The sequence below is a fragment of the Streptomyces alboflavus genome, from assembly GCF_000716675.1.
Classification (GTDB): domain Bacteria; phylum Actinomycetota; class Actinomycetes; order Streptomycetales; family Streptomycetaceae; genus Streptomyces; species Streptomyces alboflavus.
In genome coordinates this window covers 60,900-76,752 of the sequence record NZ_JNXT01000039.1, presented here as the reverse complement: position 1 = coordinate 76,752, position 15,853 = coordinate 60,900, and the positions used below count along the sequence as shown (strand labels likewise).

Below are 15,853 nucleotides of genomic sequence, written 5' to 3'. Positions count from 1 at the left end.
GGGCTACAGCTTTTCCACCGGCGCGTACCTCAGCAGCAGCCGCTTCGGCTTCTCCGCGCCGAAGTCGACCGTCGCCTCGGCGTTCGCCCCGGAGCCCTTCACGCCGACCACCGTGCCGAGTCCGAACTGGTCGTGCGTGACGCGGTCGCCGATGGCCAGCGAGACCACCGGCTTCTCCGACGCGCGGCGGGTGGCGAAGCCCTGCGCGCCGCCCGCGCGGGAGCGCGACGACGACAGCGAGGCGGCGACACCGGCGGCCGGTCCGGACGACGCGGGCGCGCCGACGGAACCCTTCCGCTTCCAGTCCAGATGGGTCTCCGGGATCTCCTCCAGGAAGCGCGACGGCGGGTTGTACGACGGCTGACCCCAGGCGCTGCGCAGGGAGGACCGGGTCAGATACAGCCGCTCCCGCGCGCGCGTGATGCCGACGTACGCGAGGCGCCGCTCCTCCTCCAGCTCCTTGACCTGGCCGAGGGCGCGCATGTGCGGGAACACGCCGTCCTCCATGCCGGTCAGGAACACGACGGGGAACTCGAGGCCCTTGGCGGTGTGGAGCGTCATGAGCGTGATGACTCCGGAGCCGTCGTCCTCCTCGTCGGGGATCTGGTCGGAATCGGCGACCAGGGCGACCCGCTCCAGGAAGTCCGAGAGGGACCCGGCGGGGGCGGCGCCCTCCGGGGTCTCGGCGGCGGCCTCGGCGCCCTCGGTGGTGGCGGACGCCCCCTCGGCGGCGTTGTTGTCCTGCTCGAACTCCAGGGCCACGGCGGCCAGTTCCTGGAGGTTCTCGATGCGCGTCTCGTCCTGCGGGTCGGTGGAGGACTGGAGCTCGGCCAGGTACCCGGTCCGCTCGAGGACGGCCTCCAGGACGACGGCGGGGCCCGCGCCGGACTCCACGACCGTGCGCAGTTCCTCCATGAGGGTGTTGAAGCGCCGCACGGCGTTGGTGGAGCGGGCCGCCATGCCGTACGCCTCGTCGACGCGGCGCAGCGCCTGCGGGAAGGAGATCTTCTCGCGCTGTGCGAGGGCGTCGATCATCGCTTCCGCGCGGTCGCCGATGCCGCGCTTGGGCACGTTCAGGATGCGGCGCAGCGGGACGGCGTCCTCGGGGTTGGCGAGGACCCTCAAGTACGCGAGGACGTCGCGGACTTCCTTGCGCTCGTAGAACCGCACGCCGCCGACGACCTTGTAGGGCAGGCCGACGCGGATGAAGATCTCTTCGAAGACACGGGACTGGGCGTTCGTGCGGTAGAAGATCGCCACGTCGCCGGCCTTGGCGTCGCCCGCGTCGGTGAGGCGGTCGATCTCGTCGGCGACGAACTGGGCCTCGTCGTGCTCGGTGTCCGCCACGTACCCGGTGATGCGGGCGCCCGCGCCCGCGTTGGTCCACAGGTTCTTGGGGCGGCGGCTCTCGTTGCGCTCGATGACGGCGTTGGCGGCGGTGAGGATCGTCTGCGTGGAGCGGTAGTTCTGCTCCAGGAGGATCGTGGTCGCGTCCGGGTAGTCCTCCTCGAACTGGAGGATGTTGCGGATCGTGGCGCCGCGGAAGGCGTAGATGGACTGGTCGGCGTCACCGACGACGCACAGCTCGCCGGGCTCCTGTCCCTCTCCGGAGGGGCCCACCAGCTCGCGTACGAGGGCGTACTGGGCGTGGTTGGTGTCCTGGTACTCGTCGACCATCACGTGGCGGAAGCGGCGGCGGTAGTGCTCGGCGACGTCCGGGAAGGCGCGCAGCAGGTGCACCGTCGTCATGATCAGGTCGTCGAAGTCGAGGGCGTTGGCCTCGCGGAGCCGCGACTGGTACATCGCGTACGCCTGGGCGAGGGTCTTCTCGAAGCCGTCGGCGGCCTGGCCCGCGAAGTCCTCCTCGTCGATCAGCTCGTTCTTCAGGTTCGAGATCTTGGCGCTGAAGGACTTCGGCGGGAACTTCTTCGGGTCGAGGTCCAGGTCCCGGCAGACCAGGGCCATCAGGCGCTTGGAGTCCGCGGCGTCGTAGATCGAGAAGGAGGACGTGAAGCCCAGCTTCTTGTACTCCCGGCGCAGGATGCGCACGCACGCGCTGTGGAACGTCGACACCCACATCGCGCCCGCGCGCGGGCCGACGAGCTGCTCGACGCGCTCCTTCATCTCGCCCGCGGCCTTGTTCGTGAACGTGATCGCGAGGATCTGGCCGGGGTGCGCGCCGCGCTCCGCGAGGAGGTACGCGATGCGGTGGGTGAGCACCCGCGTCTTCCCGGACCCCGCGCCGGCGACGATGAGCAGCGGGGAGCCCGCGTGCACGACGGCCGCGCGCTGGTTCTCGTTCAGCCCGTCGAGCAGCGCCGCCGGGTCGATCGCCGGGCGGGGGGCACCGTCCCGGTAGTACGCGTCCCGGGGTGCGGGCGCGTCGAACTTCCCTTGGAACAGGTCGTCCGGAATGGGCTCCGGAGCGCTGTCCTCGGGCGGCGGCGGGGGTTCCTCGTCATGGCCCTGCGAGGGCTTGAGGTCCGCCAGGAAGCTGTCGTCAAAGAGGCTGCTCATCGCCTCCCGAGTCTAGGCGGCCCCACTGACAACCCGCCCCGGGTTCCACGAGGCCGCCGTGAGCCCGCCCGGTTCCGGCCACGGCCGCGCTGCGCACCCAGGGCGTCACGCTGTGCCACGGCCCCGGCCGTCCGCGTCGGCGCGGCGCCAAGGGCCTCGTAAAGTCACGAAAATGTATCGGGCATATCGAACATCATCCTTCCCTCGTGCCACGGGAGTTGGCTAGCGTGCTGCGCGGGCCGCACGTCCCCCCACCGGCGATCCCCGCCGGTCCCGCGCGGCCTCCGCCGAGTCCGACGTGTTCGGAGCCGGGGACCCACCATGTTCTTTGGGGTGAATCCGCTCCGTACGGCGTACGGAGCGGTAGGGCAGCCTTCCGAAGCACCCGCCCGAACCCGACAGCTAACCCGGTAGGCGGTCCACGGAAGGAGTCGCCAGCTTTGGCGTCGCACCGCAAGCCGCGCAGCCGCTCAGCCCTCATACGCACGACCCCCGCTCTCGGCATCACGACGGCCGCCCTGACGTCGGTGGCCCTGCTGTCGCAGAGCGCGAACGCCGCGCCGTCCGCCCCCGCCGAGCCGGGCAAGCCGAGCCTCGAAGAGGTCCAGAAGAAGGTCGACGACCTCTACCAGCAGGCCGGGGTGGCCACGCAGAAGTACAACTCGGCCAAGGAGCGCACCGACAAGCAGCGCAAGAAGGCCGACCGGCTCCTGGACGACGTCGCCAGGCGCACGGACCGGCTGAACGAGGCCCGGCAGGAGCTGGGTTCCTTCGCCGCCGCGCAGTACCGCACCGGTGCCGTCTCCGAGACCGCCGCGATGATGCTCGCCGACGACCCCAAGGGCTTCTTCGACCAGAACCACCTCGCGGACCGGCTCACCAGCCGCCAGAAGAAGGCCGTCGACGACTACCAGACCCAGCAGGTCGCGGCGACCAAGCAGCGCACGAAGGCCACGAAGAGCCTGAAGTCGCTGCAGGACTCACGGGACGACCTCCGGTCGAGCAAGCGGACCGTGCAGACCAAGCTGACCGAGGCCCGCTCGCTCCTGTCGAAGCTGACCGCCGAGGAGAAGGCGCGGCTCGCGGCGATCGAGAAGCGCAAGGAGGAGGCCGCCAAGCGCAAGGCGGCCGAGCTGGCGCGCAAGCAGGCCGCGGAGGAGCGCGAGCGGAAGGCGAAGGAGGCCGCGGAGCGGCGCGAGCGGGAGCGGGAGCAGGAGCAGGGTCAGGAGAAGGGTTCGGGTTCGGGGTCGGACAGCGGCTCCGGGGCGGGCTCGGGCTCGGACACGGGTTCCGGCTCGGGGTCGGGCGCGGGGTCGGGCACGGGCGCGGGCAGCGGATACGCGGCCAAGGCCCAGAAAGTGATCGCCTTCGCCGAGAAGCAGATGGGCAAGCCCTACGTGTGGGGCGCCACGGGGCCCGGCTCCTACGACTGCTCCGGGCTCACACAGGCGGCCTGGAAGACCGCCGGAATCTCGCTGCCGCGCACCACCTGGGACCAGGTGAAGGTCGGCACGACCGTGCCGACCTCCCAGGCCAAGCCGGGGGACCTGGTCTTCTTCTACGACGACATCAGCCACGTCGGGATCTACATCGGCGACGGCAAGATGATCCACGCCCCGAAGCCGGGCGCGAACGTCCGCGTCGAGTCGATCTACTACATGCCGATCCACAGCGTGGTCCGGCCCGCGTGAACCATTAGCACTCCGCGTGCGCGATCGCTGTATACGTAGAGCCACGAAAACGCCCCGCACGCGCGCGTGCGGGGCGTTTTCCGTGAGAGGACCGCGGTCACGTCCACAGCACCGCGATGAAGATGTTCGCCGTCGTGAGACCACCGACCGCCCCGAACATCCCCTTGTCGACCTTCTCCTCGTCCCGCTTCACGTACACGAGCCCGAGAATCACGATCAGCAGCGCGAGCTTGACGCCGATCTTGACGTTGTTGACCGTGTTGTCGTCCGCCTGGTTCAACCCGACGAGGGCGACTCCGGTGATCAACATGGTCAACGCGCCGTGCAGCATCGCGGGGCTGAACCGGGCCGTGCCCTCGCCCATCGCCTTCATCTGGGTCAGGAAGCCGCCCAGGAGCGAGGCGATGCCGATGATGTGCAGGCCGACGAAGAGATGGATGAGTACGTCCATGGGGCGGAGCCTAATTCCCGGCCCTCGGCGCGGTCCGGGCGGGGCTGTATCACCCGCCACCGGAGAGCGGGCCACAAACGCCACATCGGTCACGCGCGCCGCGAAACCCGCCACCGCGCCCCGACAGGAGCGCTCGTATCCGTTCACTCCGCACCACTCATCCGTCGTTAGCGCACATCGGGTCACGAACCGGTGACGGTCAGGTTTAGCGTCCTCTGCCAGGTGACCGGCTCCCCACCGCCACCCCGTCCAGGGGCGGCAGTCGGCCACCTCCGCCGAGAAAGTCCGACGGCGTCCCGCTCCCCTGTGCGAGCGCCGTCGGACCGGCACCGCAGCGGCGTCAGGCACGGCGGCACCGGTGAGGGCCCCGGCCACTAGGAAGGACGTGGAGCCTCCGTGGCAGCGCACCGCAAGCCCAAGCAGCGCTCGCTCAGCGGCCATACGGCCCGTACGGCCGCCACCCTCGCCCTCGCGTCGGCCGCCACCGCGACCGCCTTCGAGGGCACCGGACACGCGGAGCCCAAGGTCACTCCCAGCGAGGTGAAGGACAAGGTCGACGAGCTCTACCGCGAGGCGGAGGTAGCCACCGAGAAGTACAACGGCGCCAAGGAGAAGGCCGACAAGGCCGAGCGGTCCCTGGCCGGCCTGCGCGACGAGGCGGCCCGCAGGACCGAGAAGCTCAACACGGCCCGCCAGGGCCTGGGTTCACTGGCCACCGCGCAGTACCGCACCGGAGCCGTCGACCCGTCGGTGCAGCTGGCGCTCTCCTCCGACCCGGACGAGTTCCTCGACCGGGCCTCGCGCGCGGACCGCGCGGGCCACCGCCAAGCCGCCACCGTCACCGACGTCCGCCACCAGATCCGTGAGCTCGACCAGCTGCACACCGAGGCGGACGGCACGCTCGACGATCTCAAGTCCCGCCAGGCGGACCTGCGGAAGCACAAGAAGACCGTGACCGGCAAGCTCGCCGAGGCCAAGCGGCTGCTCGCCCGGCTGACCGCGGAGGAGCGCGCCCGCCTCGCCTCGGACGGGGCGGCCGGTGACGCCGACCGGGCCTCGCGCGACACCTCTCGCGGCCCCGCACCCGGCGCCCCGAAGGCCGTCGGCTCCCGCGCCGCGGCAGCCGTCTCGTACGCCTACAAGGCCCTCGGCAGCCCCTACGTCTGGGGCGCCACAGGCCCGAACGCCTTCGACTGCTCCGGCCTCACCCAGGCCGCGTACCGCGCCGCGGGCGTCTCCCTGCCCCGCACGACCTACGCCCAGATCGACGCCGGACGACGTGTCTCACGCGCCGAACTCCAGCCGGGCGACCTGGTGTTCTTCTACTCGGGCATCAGCCACGTCGGCCTCTACGTCGGCGACGGCAAGATGATCCACGCCCCGAACCCGAGCGCGCCGGTCCGCCTCGCACCCATCGACCAGATGCCGTTCGCGGGGGCCACGCGGGTGGGGTGAGCCCGAGCGCGCCGGACGTGAGCCGCCCCGCCGTGGAGTGAGTCCGCGCCGCGGGGCGAGTCGGCCCGTCAGACCAGGCGCCGCGCCGTCGCCCACCGCGTCAGCTCGTGCCGGTTGGAGAGCTGGAGCTTGCGCAGCACCGCCGAGACATGGGACTCGACCGTCTTCACGGAGATGTAGAGCTGCTTGGCGATCTCCTTGTACGCGTACCCGCGCGCGATGAGGCGCAGCACCTCACGCTCCCGCTGCGTGAGGCGGTCCAGGTCCTCGTCGACCGGCGCCGCGTCCGTCGACGCGAACGCGTCCAGGACGAAACCGGCGAGCCGCGGCGAGAACACCGCGTCGCCCTCCTGGACCCGGAAGATCGAGTCGACCAGGTCCGTGCCGGTGATCGTCTTGGTGACGTAGCCGCGGGCGCCTCCCCGGATCACCCCGATGACGTCCTCCGCGGCGTCCGACACCGAAAGGGCGAGGAACCGCACCGGGTTCTCCGCGTCCGCCATCAACGGCGCGCACCTGCGCAGGACTTCGACCCCGCCGCCACCCGGCAAGTGCACATCGAGGAGCACCACCTCGGGGCGCGTCGCCGTGATGACCGTGACCGCCTGGTCGACGTCGGCGGCCTCGCCGACCACCTCGACGCCCGTGCGCTCCGTCCGGCCGATCTCCGCCTGCACTCCGGTGCGGAACATCCGGTGGTCGTCGACCAGGACGACCCGCACGCGCCGCCCGGCCTCGGCCCCGCCCGCCTCGCCGCCACGCCGGGCGTCGGTCTCCGCCGGCCCGCCCTCTTCGGTCGCGTCGCTCATGTCGCCGCCGTCCTCTCCATCTCCAGCTCGACTTCCGTGCCGCCGCCCGGCACCGCGCGCAACCGCGCCGTACCGCCGTTCCGCTGCATGCGGCCGATGATCGATTCTCGTACGCCCATGCGGTCGTCCGGCACGGAATCCAGATCAAACCCCGGGCCCCGGTCCCGCACGGACACGAAGACCGTCTCCCCCTCGACTTCGGCGAAGACCTGCACCGCGCCGCCCTCGCCACCGTACTTGGCGGCGTTCACCATCGCTTCCCGCGCGGCCTGCATCTGTGCCGTCAGCCGGTCGTCGAGCGGGCAGTCACCGACGACGACCACCTCGATCGGGACGCCGTGCTTGTCCTCGACCTCCGCGGCGCTGCGGCGCACGGCCTCGGCGAGGGTGTCGGGCTCCTGCGCCTCGTCCTTGCCGGTGCCCTCCGGCTTGTACAGCCAGGCACGCAGGTCGCGCTCCTGCGCCCGGGCGAGGCGGCGGACCTCGCCCGCGCTGTCCGCGTTGCGCTGGATCAGGGTCAGGGTGTGCAGCACCGAGTCGTGCACGTGCGCGGCGACCTCCGCGCGCTCCTGGGCACGGATGCGCATGAGCCGCTCCTCGGAGAGGTCCTGCGACATCCGCACGAGATAGGGGCCCGCGAGCAGCGCGATCCCGACGAGCACCGCGAGCGCCGCCTGGAGCGCGGCCCCGAGGTCGGACGCGGAGCCCCGCAGGACGAAGATGCCGGACACACCCACGCCGACGAGGACCACCCCGGCGGCGGTCCGGGCGATCGTGAGCGTGCGCCGTCTGCGGCCGACCTCCATCCAGCGGGCCCTGCGGGCGTTGTCCGCCTGGCGCCAGACCAGCGCGACACCGGCGGCGACGAGCAGGGTCGGCCAGAGATAGGCCTGCGTCGGGCCTTCCAGGTCCACGCTGCCGACGAAGACCATGACGATGATGACCATCGCGAGCAGCGCGAAGATCTGGCCCTTGTCCGGCTTGCGCGCGACCAGCTTGCGGCGGCCGTCCGGGGACGTCTCGGTGGACACCACCGCCGGCCGCTGGGCGCCGCCGACGCCGCCGACGCCCAGGGGCACGAAGAACCAGAACGCCGCGTACAGCAGCGCGCCCAGGCCGTTGTCGAGGAACAGGCCGATGAAGATGATCCGCACCCAGATCACGGGCAGCCCGAGATGGCCCGCGAGGCCGCGCGCGACCCCGCCGAGCAGGCGGCCCTCACCGCTGCGGTAGAGCTTCCGCAGCGGCCGCTCGTCTTCGATGGGTACAGCTGCGGCTTCCGGCATGTGTCCGATGTTCACATGCGGGCGCGGGCGGGGGCATCAGGGTCGAGCCCCGAGACTCCCCTGATCTCTCGCCTGATCTCTCGCCTGATCCGCCGCGTGTCCCCGCCGGTCCGCCGCCTACCCCACCCCGCTGGTCCGCCGCTGGTCCTCCGCTGGTCCCTCGGCCGTTCCGGCGCCGACCTCTCGGCCGGTCCACCGCCCCCGTCGGCCGGTCCACCGCCCCCGTCCGTTCCCGCCCTGCCCAGCCCTGCCGCCCCGCCACCCTGCCCCGCCGCCCTGCCCCGCCGCTGATCTTCCCGCCGGTCAGCTTGTGGTCCCGGCCGGTCCGGCGGGCTCCCGCCCCGGTTTTCCGGGCCGCCCCGAGGCGTGATCAGGGCTGTGGGGTCCGGGGCGGTCAGGGACGATTTCAGGGTTGGGCCAGGGTTGTCCCGACTGCCGCAGCGGGTGCCTGGCCGTCACCATGGACTCATGACAGATCAGCAGCCCGCGTCGGGCCCGTCGGCTCCGCCGCACGAGACCGCCACCGCCACGGCCACGGAGCCGGGCGGTCCGGAGGCCGTGCGCGAGCCCAAGCTCCGCCGCGACCGCCGGCACCGCAAGCTGGGCGGCGTGTGCGCGGGCCTCGGGCGGCACTGCCAGATGGACCCGGTGATCTTCCGCATCGGCCTCGCGGTGCTCGCGATCACGAGCGGTCTCGGCCTGGTCTTCTACGGCTTCACGTGGCTGTTCGTGCCGTACGACGACGAGGAGGAGAACGAGGCCCGCCGCCTCCTGACCGGCCGCGTGGACGGCCACGCGCTGACGGCCGTGCTGTTCGCCCTGGTGGGCTGCGGAGTGTTCCTGACCCTGCTGAACAACAGCGACGCGCTGACCTTCGCCGCCGTCCTCGCCCTGCTGCTCGCGGGCGCGGGGTATTGGTCGCAGCACCGCGGCGCCCCTGACCCCGACCCGGTGGCGGTCCAGGCCGTGGCCGACGCACCGCCCGAGACCCTGGCCCCGCCGGTGACGGGCGGCCCGTCCTGGTGGCGCGACCCCCTGACGAAGGGGACGGGGCCGGAGGGCATGCCGAAGTACTTCTGGGGCCCGGACCCGGTCGCGGTGGAGTATCAGCCGGACGCCCCGCACTCCCCCGCGGGCCGGCGCACCCCCGCCCCCGAGCCGACCGGCCCGCGCGGGCCGCGCTGGCTCGGCGGCTGGGTGTTCCTCGCCGCCGTGGTCGCGGCCTTCCTCGGCTCGTCCCTGACCTGGGAGGACCAGCCGCTCGGCACCAGCCTGCAGACGGGCTTCGCCTGCGCGCTCGCCGTGCTCGGACTCGGCATCGCGATCAGCTCCTTCCTCGGGCGCACGGGCGCGGGCTCGATCGTCCTCGCGGTGATCACCGCGGGCCTGGTCGCGGGCGCCTCCGCCCTGCCGAAGAACATCACCACGGACTGGATACGCACGGACTGGCGTCCGGCCGCCACGGCGGACGTCCGTCCGCACTACGAGATGGGCACGGGCGTGGGCACGCTGGACCTGAGCCGGATCGACATCGGCAAGGACCAGACGGTGAGCACGAGCGCGGAAGTCGGCGCGGGCCGCCTGAAGGTGATCGTGCCGAGCGACGCCGAGGTGCGGCTGCGGGCCGAGGTGGGTGTCGGCGACATCCAGTTGCCGGACGACAAGAGCAAGGACGTGGACGTGGAGCCGGGCAAGGAGAAGTCGGCGACCCTGGCCCCGCCTCGGGGCGCCAAGGACGGCGGCACGATCGAGCTGCGGCTCGAAGTCGGCGTCGGACAGGTGGAGGTGGCACGTGCTGAGTCATGAGTTCCAGCCCGGCAGGCTGGTGGCGGGCTTCTTCCTGGCGGCGGCCGGCCTGGTGTACGCGGGCGACGCGGGCGGGCTGTGGGAGACCCCGTGGTTCGCGATGATCCCGATCGTGGTGGGAGGTCTGTTCCTCGCGGCGGCGACGGCGGCCGTGGCCCATGGCATACGCAAGGCCCGGCGGCCCCGCACGAAGGGCCCGGAGGCCACCGGCACCCCGGCGAGCCCCGAGGACAAGGCCTCGACCAGCAGCTCGGGTGCGCCCTCGGACAGGCTCTAGTCAAGCCTCGGGCAGGTCCTGAGCCGACCTCGGCCCCGGGCCGGACCCCAGCCCAGCAGCGAGCCCCCAGCCCAGCGGCGAGCCCCTAGCCCAGCCCCAGCCCTCTGGAGCTGCGGCGCTCGGCTAGCCATGCGTCGACGGAGAGGTAGGACGCCCCGGCGAGGATCAGGGGCAGCCAGGCCATCAGGTACGGGAGGTCGTTGCCGTAGTAGTAGGGCTCTTCGTGCCAGCTCATCGTGAGCCAGAGGCTGAGGGAGATCAGGGCGCCGCCGAGCGCGGCGAGCCGGGCGAAGAAGCCGATCAGGATGCCGATGCCGACGGCGAGTTCACCGAAGGCGATGGCGTAGCCGAAGCCGACGGGGCTCTTCAGTGCCAGATCGACGAGTTCGGGGAAGGCGGCGAGGTCGCGGACACCGCGCATGGTCTCGCCGATGGACCCGACGCCCTTCGACTTCATGAAGGCGCTGTCGGTGATCTTGTCCAGGCCGGCGTAGATGAAGGTGACGCCGAGGAAGACCCGTAGGGGGAGCAGGGCGTATCGGGTGGCGTTGTCGCGCCAGTCGTTCCGCCTGGCATAGCCGCTGTGGCTGTCCGTGCGCATGCCGTGAGCCATCGTGTCCGCCGCCTCTCCCGCGCCTCGGCCGTTGCCCCGTCAACTGACCATACGTACGAAGGGGAGCCGCTGCTCAGTGGCGTGCGGCGGATTCCTCGACGGCTTCGGGGAGACCGCGCGGCGAGCGCGGTTCCGGGGCACTCGGGAGGGGGATGTGCATGCGTCCATTCGGAGCGGTCCGGGTGGCCGGGCGGAGTGTGCGGGGCGCGGTGCGGCGCGGGAAGGGGGTGGTGGTGCGGGCCGGTCAGTCGGTGACGTCGATGGTGCAGCGGTTGGTCTCGACGCCCGCGGCGGTGATCACTTGGACGTCGACACGGCCGGGCTCCACGTCGACGGGCACGGGGACGGTCAGGACGGCGTCCGTGGGGTTGGTGAAACCGCCGGGGACGGGGACGAGGGGCACGTGGACGTGGACGGTGCCGATGCGGACGGCCATCCGGGCAAGGCGGTCGGCGCTGCCCGCGCCGGGCGGGACGAAACCTGCGCCGCGGATCTCGATGTCGTCGCCGGTGCGGATCGGGGCGTCCAGGTCGCCCGCCTCGCGGGAGCGGACGACGGAGAGGATGACGGGCCTGCCGCCTTCGGCGTACTTGCCGGCCAGGTATGTGGCGGCGGACACGAGGACGAGCAGGGCGAGGCCCCACGGCAGGTCGGGCAGTTGCTCGGGGCGGCGGGCGAGCCGGACGGCGACGAAGACGACGGCGACGGCGCTGACGAGGACGTACTGGACGTCGGCGAAGTGGCCGCGGCCCGCGTCGTCGGTGAGCAGGTCGGCGGCGCGCGGCCGGTCGGCGCGCACCTTCTGGAGCCGCTGGCCGAGTACGCGCAGGCCGACGACGCGGCGTACGAGCACGGCGACGCCGCAGACGACGGCGAGGACCGTCACCAGGCCCGCGGCGCGGGCGAGCTGGAGGCCGTCGACAAGGTCCTCGCGCGCGTCGTGGCCGGAGGCCGCGGCGAGCTCGCCCGCGAGGACGAGCACGGCGAAGGCGACGAACAGCACCCAGCAGGCGGCGACCGCGCGTGAGGTGGAGAGGCGGTTGTCCTCCCCGATGACGGGGGCGATGACGCCGCCGCGGGCGCGGTGCAGATACGCGGCGCCGCTCAGGACCACGGCGACGACGGCCGCGGCGAGGAGCCCGGCCGTGCGAGCCGTGGTCCAGCCCGTGCCGACGGCGGTGAGGGCCTGGACGAGCAGCAGGATCAGGACGCCGACCCAGACGACGGCGAGTGTGCGCGGCCACAGCCGGGTGAGCCAGGCCTGGCCCTCGGCCCGACCGCGTTCGGCGACGGTCCGCGCGGACTGGGTCAGCTCGTCCGACACCCACTGGCGGGAGGCGCCCGCGGAGTGGACGACGGCCGCGGGCACGCCATGCCCGGCCGCCAGCTCGTCACGCTTGGCGAGGAACGCGGCCACGGCGCGCCGGTGCCCCTCGCGCGCCCCGTGCGGGGAGTCGCCGCACGCGCAGCCACCCCCGTGCGCCCCCTGCCTGGCTTCCTGGACCGCCACCGCGTACGCCGCCTTCCCCACCCTTGACCGAAGTCACCGCGGGACGCGCGTCCGGATCTTCGTTCGGTCGCGTGTCCGTGAACTTCCTTGCGGTGTCTGGGAATTGTGCCGCACGGACGCCTGTGCGTGTTCCGCGGGTCAGGTCAGCACGGGTGGTCCGGCGGTGCGCCGGTTGACGCGGCGCGCGGGCGGGCACGCGTGTGCGGGCGGCCGGGCCGGGTCAGGCGAGCAGGTCGGGCTCGGCGCGGGTGACGTCCTGCCACAGGGGCTGGTAGTTGATCCAGGCCACGAGGTCGCCGCCGAGCTGTTCGCGGGTCTCGACGGCCTGTTTGTGCCCGATGAGGACGGGGCGCCCCGCGGCGCGGGCGGCGAGCTGGATCTGGCAGGAGCGCTCCATGGAGATGAACCACCAGGCGGCGGCGTCGACGGAGCCGCCGACGGTGAGCAGCCCGTGGTTGCGCAGGATGAGGGCCTTGTGGTCGCCGAGCGCGGCGGCGATGAGGCGCCCTTCCCCGGCGTCGACGGTGACGCCGGTGTAGGCGTCGTACAGGGCGTGGCTCTCGTAGAAGGCGCAGGACTCCTGGGTGAGGGGGTCGAGGAGTTCGCCGAGCGCGGCCAGGGCGCGGCCGTGCGTGGAGTGGCAGTGCGCGACGGCGACGGCTTCGGGGCGGGCGCGGTGGACTTGCGCGTGCACGGTGAAGGCGGCCTGGTTGACGTGGTGGCGGCCTTCGACGACCTGGCCGTCGGCGTTGGCGAGGACGAGGTCACCGACGGTGATGTGCCTGAAGGGCATGCCGAAGGGATTCACCCAGAAGCAGTCGTCGTACTCGGGGTCGCGCGCGGTGATGTGCCCCGACACCCCGTCCTCGTAGCCGAGGCGGCCGAAGATCCTGAGGGCGGCGGCGAGCCGTTCCTTGCGGTGGCGCCGCTCGTCCTCGGGCGTCTCGTGCGCCTGCGGCATCGCGAACTGCAACCGCTCGACGGGTATGGGTGTGGGCGCCTGCATATGTCCTCCGTCCCTGGCCGTACGGAGCGGAAGTTACCGCCGGTCAGCGCAGGAGAACAGGGGTCTCCTGTGAAGGGAGTCGGCAGGCGGGCCAGGGGTGCGGCGAGCGGGGCGGGCAGGGGCGTTCAGGGGCGGCGCGGAAAAGGAGACAGCAGATGTCTCCTTTGGGAGGCAGACTTACCGCATGATCTTCAACTGGGCGGCGTTCACGGCCGCGGAACCGGAACTGGCGCGGACCGTCGAGGACCGCTTCGGACAGTTCACCCACCACGTTCTCGCGACGCTGCGCAAGGACGGGGCGCCGCGCACGACGGGCATCGAAGTGCGCTTCCTGAACGGCGAGTTGTGGCTCGGGATGATGCCGAACTCGCTGAAGGCGCTGGATCTGCGCCGCGATCCGCGGTTCGCGCTGCAGGCGAATCCGGGGGTGGGCACGGAGATGGCGGGCGGCGACGTGCGGATCGCGGGGCGGGCGGTCGAGGTGCGGGACCAGGAGACGATCGCGCTGTACGTGGACGAGGTGGAGCCGCCGGACCCGTCGGCGTTCCACCTGTTCCGGGTGGAGCTGACGGAGGTCGTACGGACGTACATCGAGGACGAGAAGTACCTGGCGGTGCAGCTGTGGAAGCCGGGGCAGCCGCTGAGGAAGACCAGGCGGGCATGAGAACGCCGGTGCCGCCGCCCGGATGGTGGGCGGCGGCACCGGCGTTCAGGCCGAGGGGGCCGACGGGGTGGTGGGGACTACTCCCACTCGATGGTGCCCGGCGGCTTGCTCGTGACGTCGAGGACGACGCGGTTGACGTCGGCGACCTCGTTGGTGATGCGGGTGGAGATCTTCGCGAGCACGTCGTACGGCAGGCGGGACCAGTCGGCCGTCATGGCGTCCTCGGAGGAGACCGGGCGCAGCACGATCGGGTGGCCGTAGGTGCGGCCGTCGCCCTGGACGCCGACGGAGCGGACGTCGGCGAGCAGCACGACCGGGCACTGCCAGATCTCGCGGTCGAGCCCGGCCGCGGTCAGCTCCTCGCGGGCGATGGCGTCGGCCTCGCGCAGCAGGTCGAGGCGCTCGCGGGTGACCTCGCCGACGATGCGGATGCCGAGGCCGGGGCCCGGGAAGGGCTGGCGCTGGACGATCTCGTCGGGCAGGCCGAGCTCCTGGCCGACCATGCGCACCTCGTCCTTGAAGAGCTTGCGCAGCGGCTCGATGAGCTGGAACTCGAGGTCCTCGGGGAGGCCGCCCACGTTGTGGTGGGACTTGATGTTGGCGGTGCCGGTGCCGCCACCGGACTCGACCACGTCGGGGTAGAGCGTGCCCTGGACGAGGAACTCGACGGGCTGGTCCCCGGGGGCCTCCGCGACGATCTCGGCCTGCGCCTGCTCGAAGACGCGGATGAACTCACGGCCGATGATCTTCCGCTTCTCCTCGGGGTCGGACACCCCGGCGAGCGCGGAGAGGAACCGCTCCTGCGCGTCGACGACCTTCAGCTGGACGCCGGTCGCCGCCACGAAGTCCTTCTCGACCTGCTCGGTCTCGCCCTGGCGCATCAGGCCGTGGTCGACGTACACGCAGGTCAGCTGGGAGCCGATGGCCTTCTGGACGAGGGCAGCGGCGACCGCGGAGTCGACGCCGCCGGACAGACCGCAGATGGCGCGCTTGGTGCCGACCTGGGCCTGGATCGCCGCGACCTGCTCGTCGATGACGTTGCCGGTGGTCCAGGACGGGGTCAGGCCCGCGCCGCGGTACAGGAAGTGCTCCAGGACCTGCTGGCCGTGCGTGGAGTGCATGACCTCGGGGTGGTACTGCACGCCGTACAGCTTCTTCTCGTCGTTCTCGAAGGCCGCGACCGGGACGACGTCGGTGGACGCCGTGACGGCGAAGCCCTCGGGGGCGGCGCTGCACGCGTCGCCGTGCGACATCCACACGGACTGCTCGTCCGGGGTGCCCTCGAAGAGGGTCGAGCCGGACTTGGAGACGTGCAGGGGGGTGCGGCCGTACTCGCGGGCGCCGGTGTTGTCGACCGTGCCGCCGAGGGTCGTCGCCATCAGCTGGAAGCCGTAGCACATGCCGAAGACGGGGACGCCGGCCTCGAAGAGGGCGCGGTCCACCGACGGGGCCTGCTCGGCGTACACCGAGGACGGGCCGCCGGAGAGGATGATCGCCGCGGGGTTCTTGGCGAGCATCTCGGCAACCGGCATGGTGCTCGGCACGATCTCGCTGTAGACCCGGGCCTCGCGGACGCGGCGGGCGATGAGCTGGGCGTACTGCGCTCCGAAGTCGACGACCAGGACGGTGTCGGGGGCGGCGGGGGGCGCTACTGGCACGGTCTGCCTTCCGGCGGTGAGCATGAGGGTGTGTGCGTCGATTCTAACGGGGGGACGGGGGGTGGGCGTCTGGTGTGGGTGTTCGCCCCCTCCGCCCCTTCCCTTCCCGT

Annotated in this window: 13 protein-coding genes and 1 riboswitch; of the genes, 5 read left to right on the top strand and 8 right to left on the bottom strand. The window is 72.1% G+C overall.

The features are described 5' to 3' along the window. Window positions 1–3: 3 nt before the first annotated feature. Window positions 4–2,517, bottom strand: a complete 2,514-nt coding sequence (pcrA, locus tag OO63_RS26915) for a DNA helicase PcrA (RefSeq protein ID WP_030361452.1) — start codon at window positions 2,515–2,517, stop codon at window positions 4–6. Window positions 2,518–2,792: 275 nt separating this feature from the next. After that, window positions 2,793–2,949, top strand: a riboswitch (cyclic di-AMP (ydaO/yuaA leader). An 8-nt stretch (window positions 2,950–2,957) separates the two neighbouring features. Between pcrA and OO63_RS26910 the strand changes: the two genes are divergently transcribed. Then, complete coding sequence (locus tag OO63_RS26910) at window positions 2,958–4,208, top strand: C40 family peptidase (RefSeq protein ID WP_030361451.1); 1,251 nt, start codon at window positions 2,958–2,960, stop codon at window positions 4,206–4,208. A 97-nt stretch (window positions 4,209–4,305) separates the two neighbouring features. On the opposite strand, the gene OO63_RS26905 is transcribed toward OO63_RS26910, so the two are convergent. Continuing rightward, a complete protein-coding gene (locus OO63_RS26905; RefSeq protein ID WP_030361450.1) occupies window positions 4,306–4,659 on the bottom strand; it encodes a hypothetical protein in 354 nt (117 codons plus the stop codon). Window positions 4,660–5,055: 396 nt separating this feature from the next. On the opposite strand from OO63_RS26905, the gene OO63_RS26900 reads away from it, so the two are divergent. Then, a complete protein-coding gene (locus tag OO63_RS26900) occupies window positions 5,056–6,114 on the top strand; it encodes a C40 family peptidase (protein ID WP_030361449.1) in 1,059 nt (352 codons plus the stop codon). A gap of 68 nt (window positions 6,115–6,182) precedes the next feature. Here the strand turns inward: OO63_RS26900 and OO63_RS26895 are convergent, their stop codons facing one another. Continuing rightward, window positions 6,183–6,923 (bottom strand): LuxR C-terminal-related transcriptional regulator, encoded by a 741-nt coding sequence (locus tag OO63_RS26895; protein ID WP_030361448.1) that lies wholly within the window; start codon window positions 6,921–6,923, stop codon window positions 6,183–6,185. Next, a complete protein-coding gene (locus OO63_RS26890) occupies window positions 6,920–8,209 on the bottom strand; it encodes an ATP-binding protein (RefSeq protein ID WP_033264498.1) in 1,290 nt (429 codons plus the stop codon). The genes OO63_RS26895 and OO63_RS26890 overlap by 4 nt, the downstream gene beginning before the upstream one ends. A gap of 468 nt (window positions 8,210–8,677) precedes the next feature. Here OO63_RS26890 and OO63_RS26885 point away from each other — a divergent pair, with 468 nt between their 5' ends. Together OO63_RS26885 and OO63_RS46980 are read left to right on the top strand one after the other, a co-directional pair. Then, complete coding sequence (locus tag OO63_RS26885) at window positions 8,678–10,015, top strand: PspC domain-containing protein (protein ID WP_030361446.1); 1,338 nt, start codon at window positions 8,678–8,680, stop codon at window positions 10,013–10,015. Beyond that, a complete protein-coding gene (locus OO63_RS46980; RefSeq protein WP_051811229.1) occupies window positions 10,002–10,292 on the top strand; it encodes a hypothetical protein in 291 nt (96 codons plus the stop codon). Before OO63_RS26885 ends, OO63_RS46980 begins: the two co-directional genes overlap by 14 nt. A gap of 85 nt (window positions 10,293–10,377) precedes the next feature. Here OO63_RS46980 and OO63_RS26875 read toward each other — a convergent pair whose 3' ends face one another. The 3 genes from OO63_RS26875 to OO63_RS26865 all read right to left on the bottom strand — a co-directional run bounded on the left by OO63_RS26875 (window position 10,378) and on the right by OO63_RS26865 (window position 13,421). Next, window positions 10,378–10,905 (bottom strand): DoxX family protein, encoded by a 528-nt coding sequence (locus OO63_RS26875; protein ID WP_030361444.1) that lies wholly within the window; start codon window positions 10,903–10,905, stop codon window positions 10,378–10,380. Window positions 10,906–11,149: 244 nt separating this feature from the next. Beyond that, the gene (locus OO63_RS26870; RefSeq protein ID WP_030361443.1) at window positions 11,150–12,415 is read right to left on the bottom strand and encodes a hypothetical protein; all 1,266 of its coding nucleotides are present in this window, start codon (window positions 12,413–12,415) and stop codon (window positions 11,150–11,152) included. A 220-nt stretch (window positions 12,416–12,635) separates the two neighbouring features. Further along, window positions 12,636–13,421 carry a class II aldolase/adducin family protein gene (locus OO63_RS26865; protein ID WP_030361442.1) on the bottom strand — a complete coding sequence of 262 codons (786 nt, stop codon included), beginning with the start codon at window positions 13,419–13,421 and terminating at the stop codon, window positions 12,636–12,638. Window positions 13,422–13,605: 184 nt separating this feature from the next. Between OO63_RS26865 and OO63_RS26860 the strand changes: the two genes are divergently transcribed. Continuing rightward, window positions 13,606–14,085: a pyridoxamine 5'-phosphate oxidase family protein gene (locus tag OO63_RS26860; RefSeq protein ID WP_030361441.1), complete on the top strand. Its 480-nt coding sequence runs from the start codon at window positions 13,606–13,608 to the stop codon at window positions 14,083–14,085. A 77-nt stretch (window positions 14,086–14,162) separates the two neighbouring features. Here the strand turns inward: OO63_RS26860 and guaA are convergent, their stop codons facing one another. Continuing rightward, window positions 14,163–15,767 (bottom strand): glutamine-hydrolyzing GMP synthase, encoded by a 1,605-nt coding sequence (gene guaA, locus OO63_RS26855; RefSeq protein WP_030361440.1) that lies wholly within the window; start codon window positions 15,765–15,767, stop codon window positions 14,163–14,165. Window positions 15,768–15,853 lie beyond the last annotated feature (86 nt).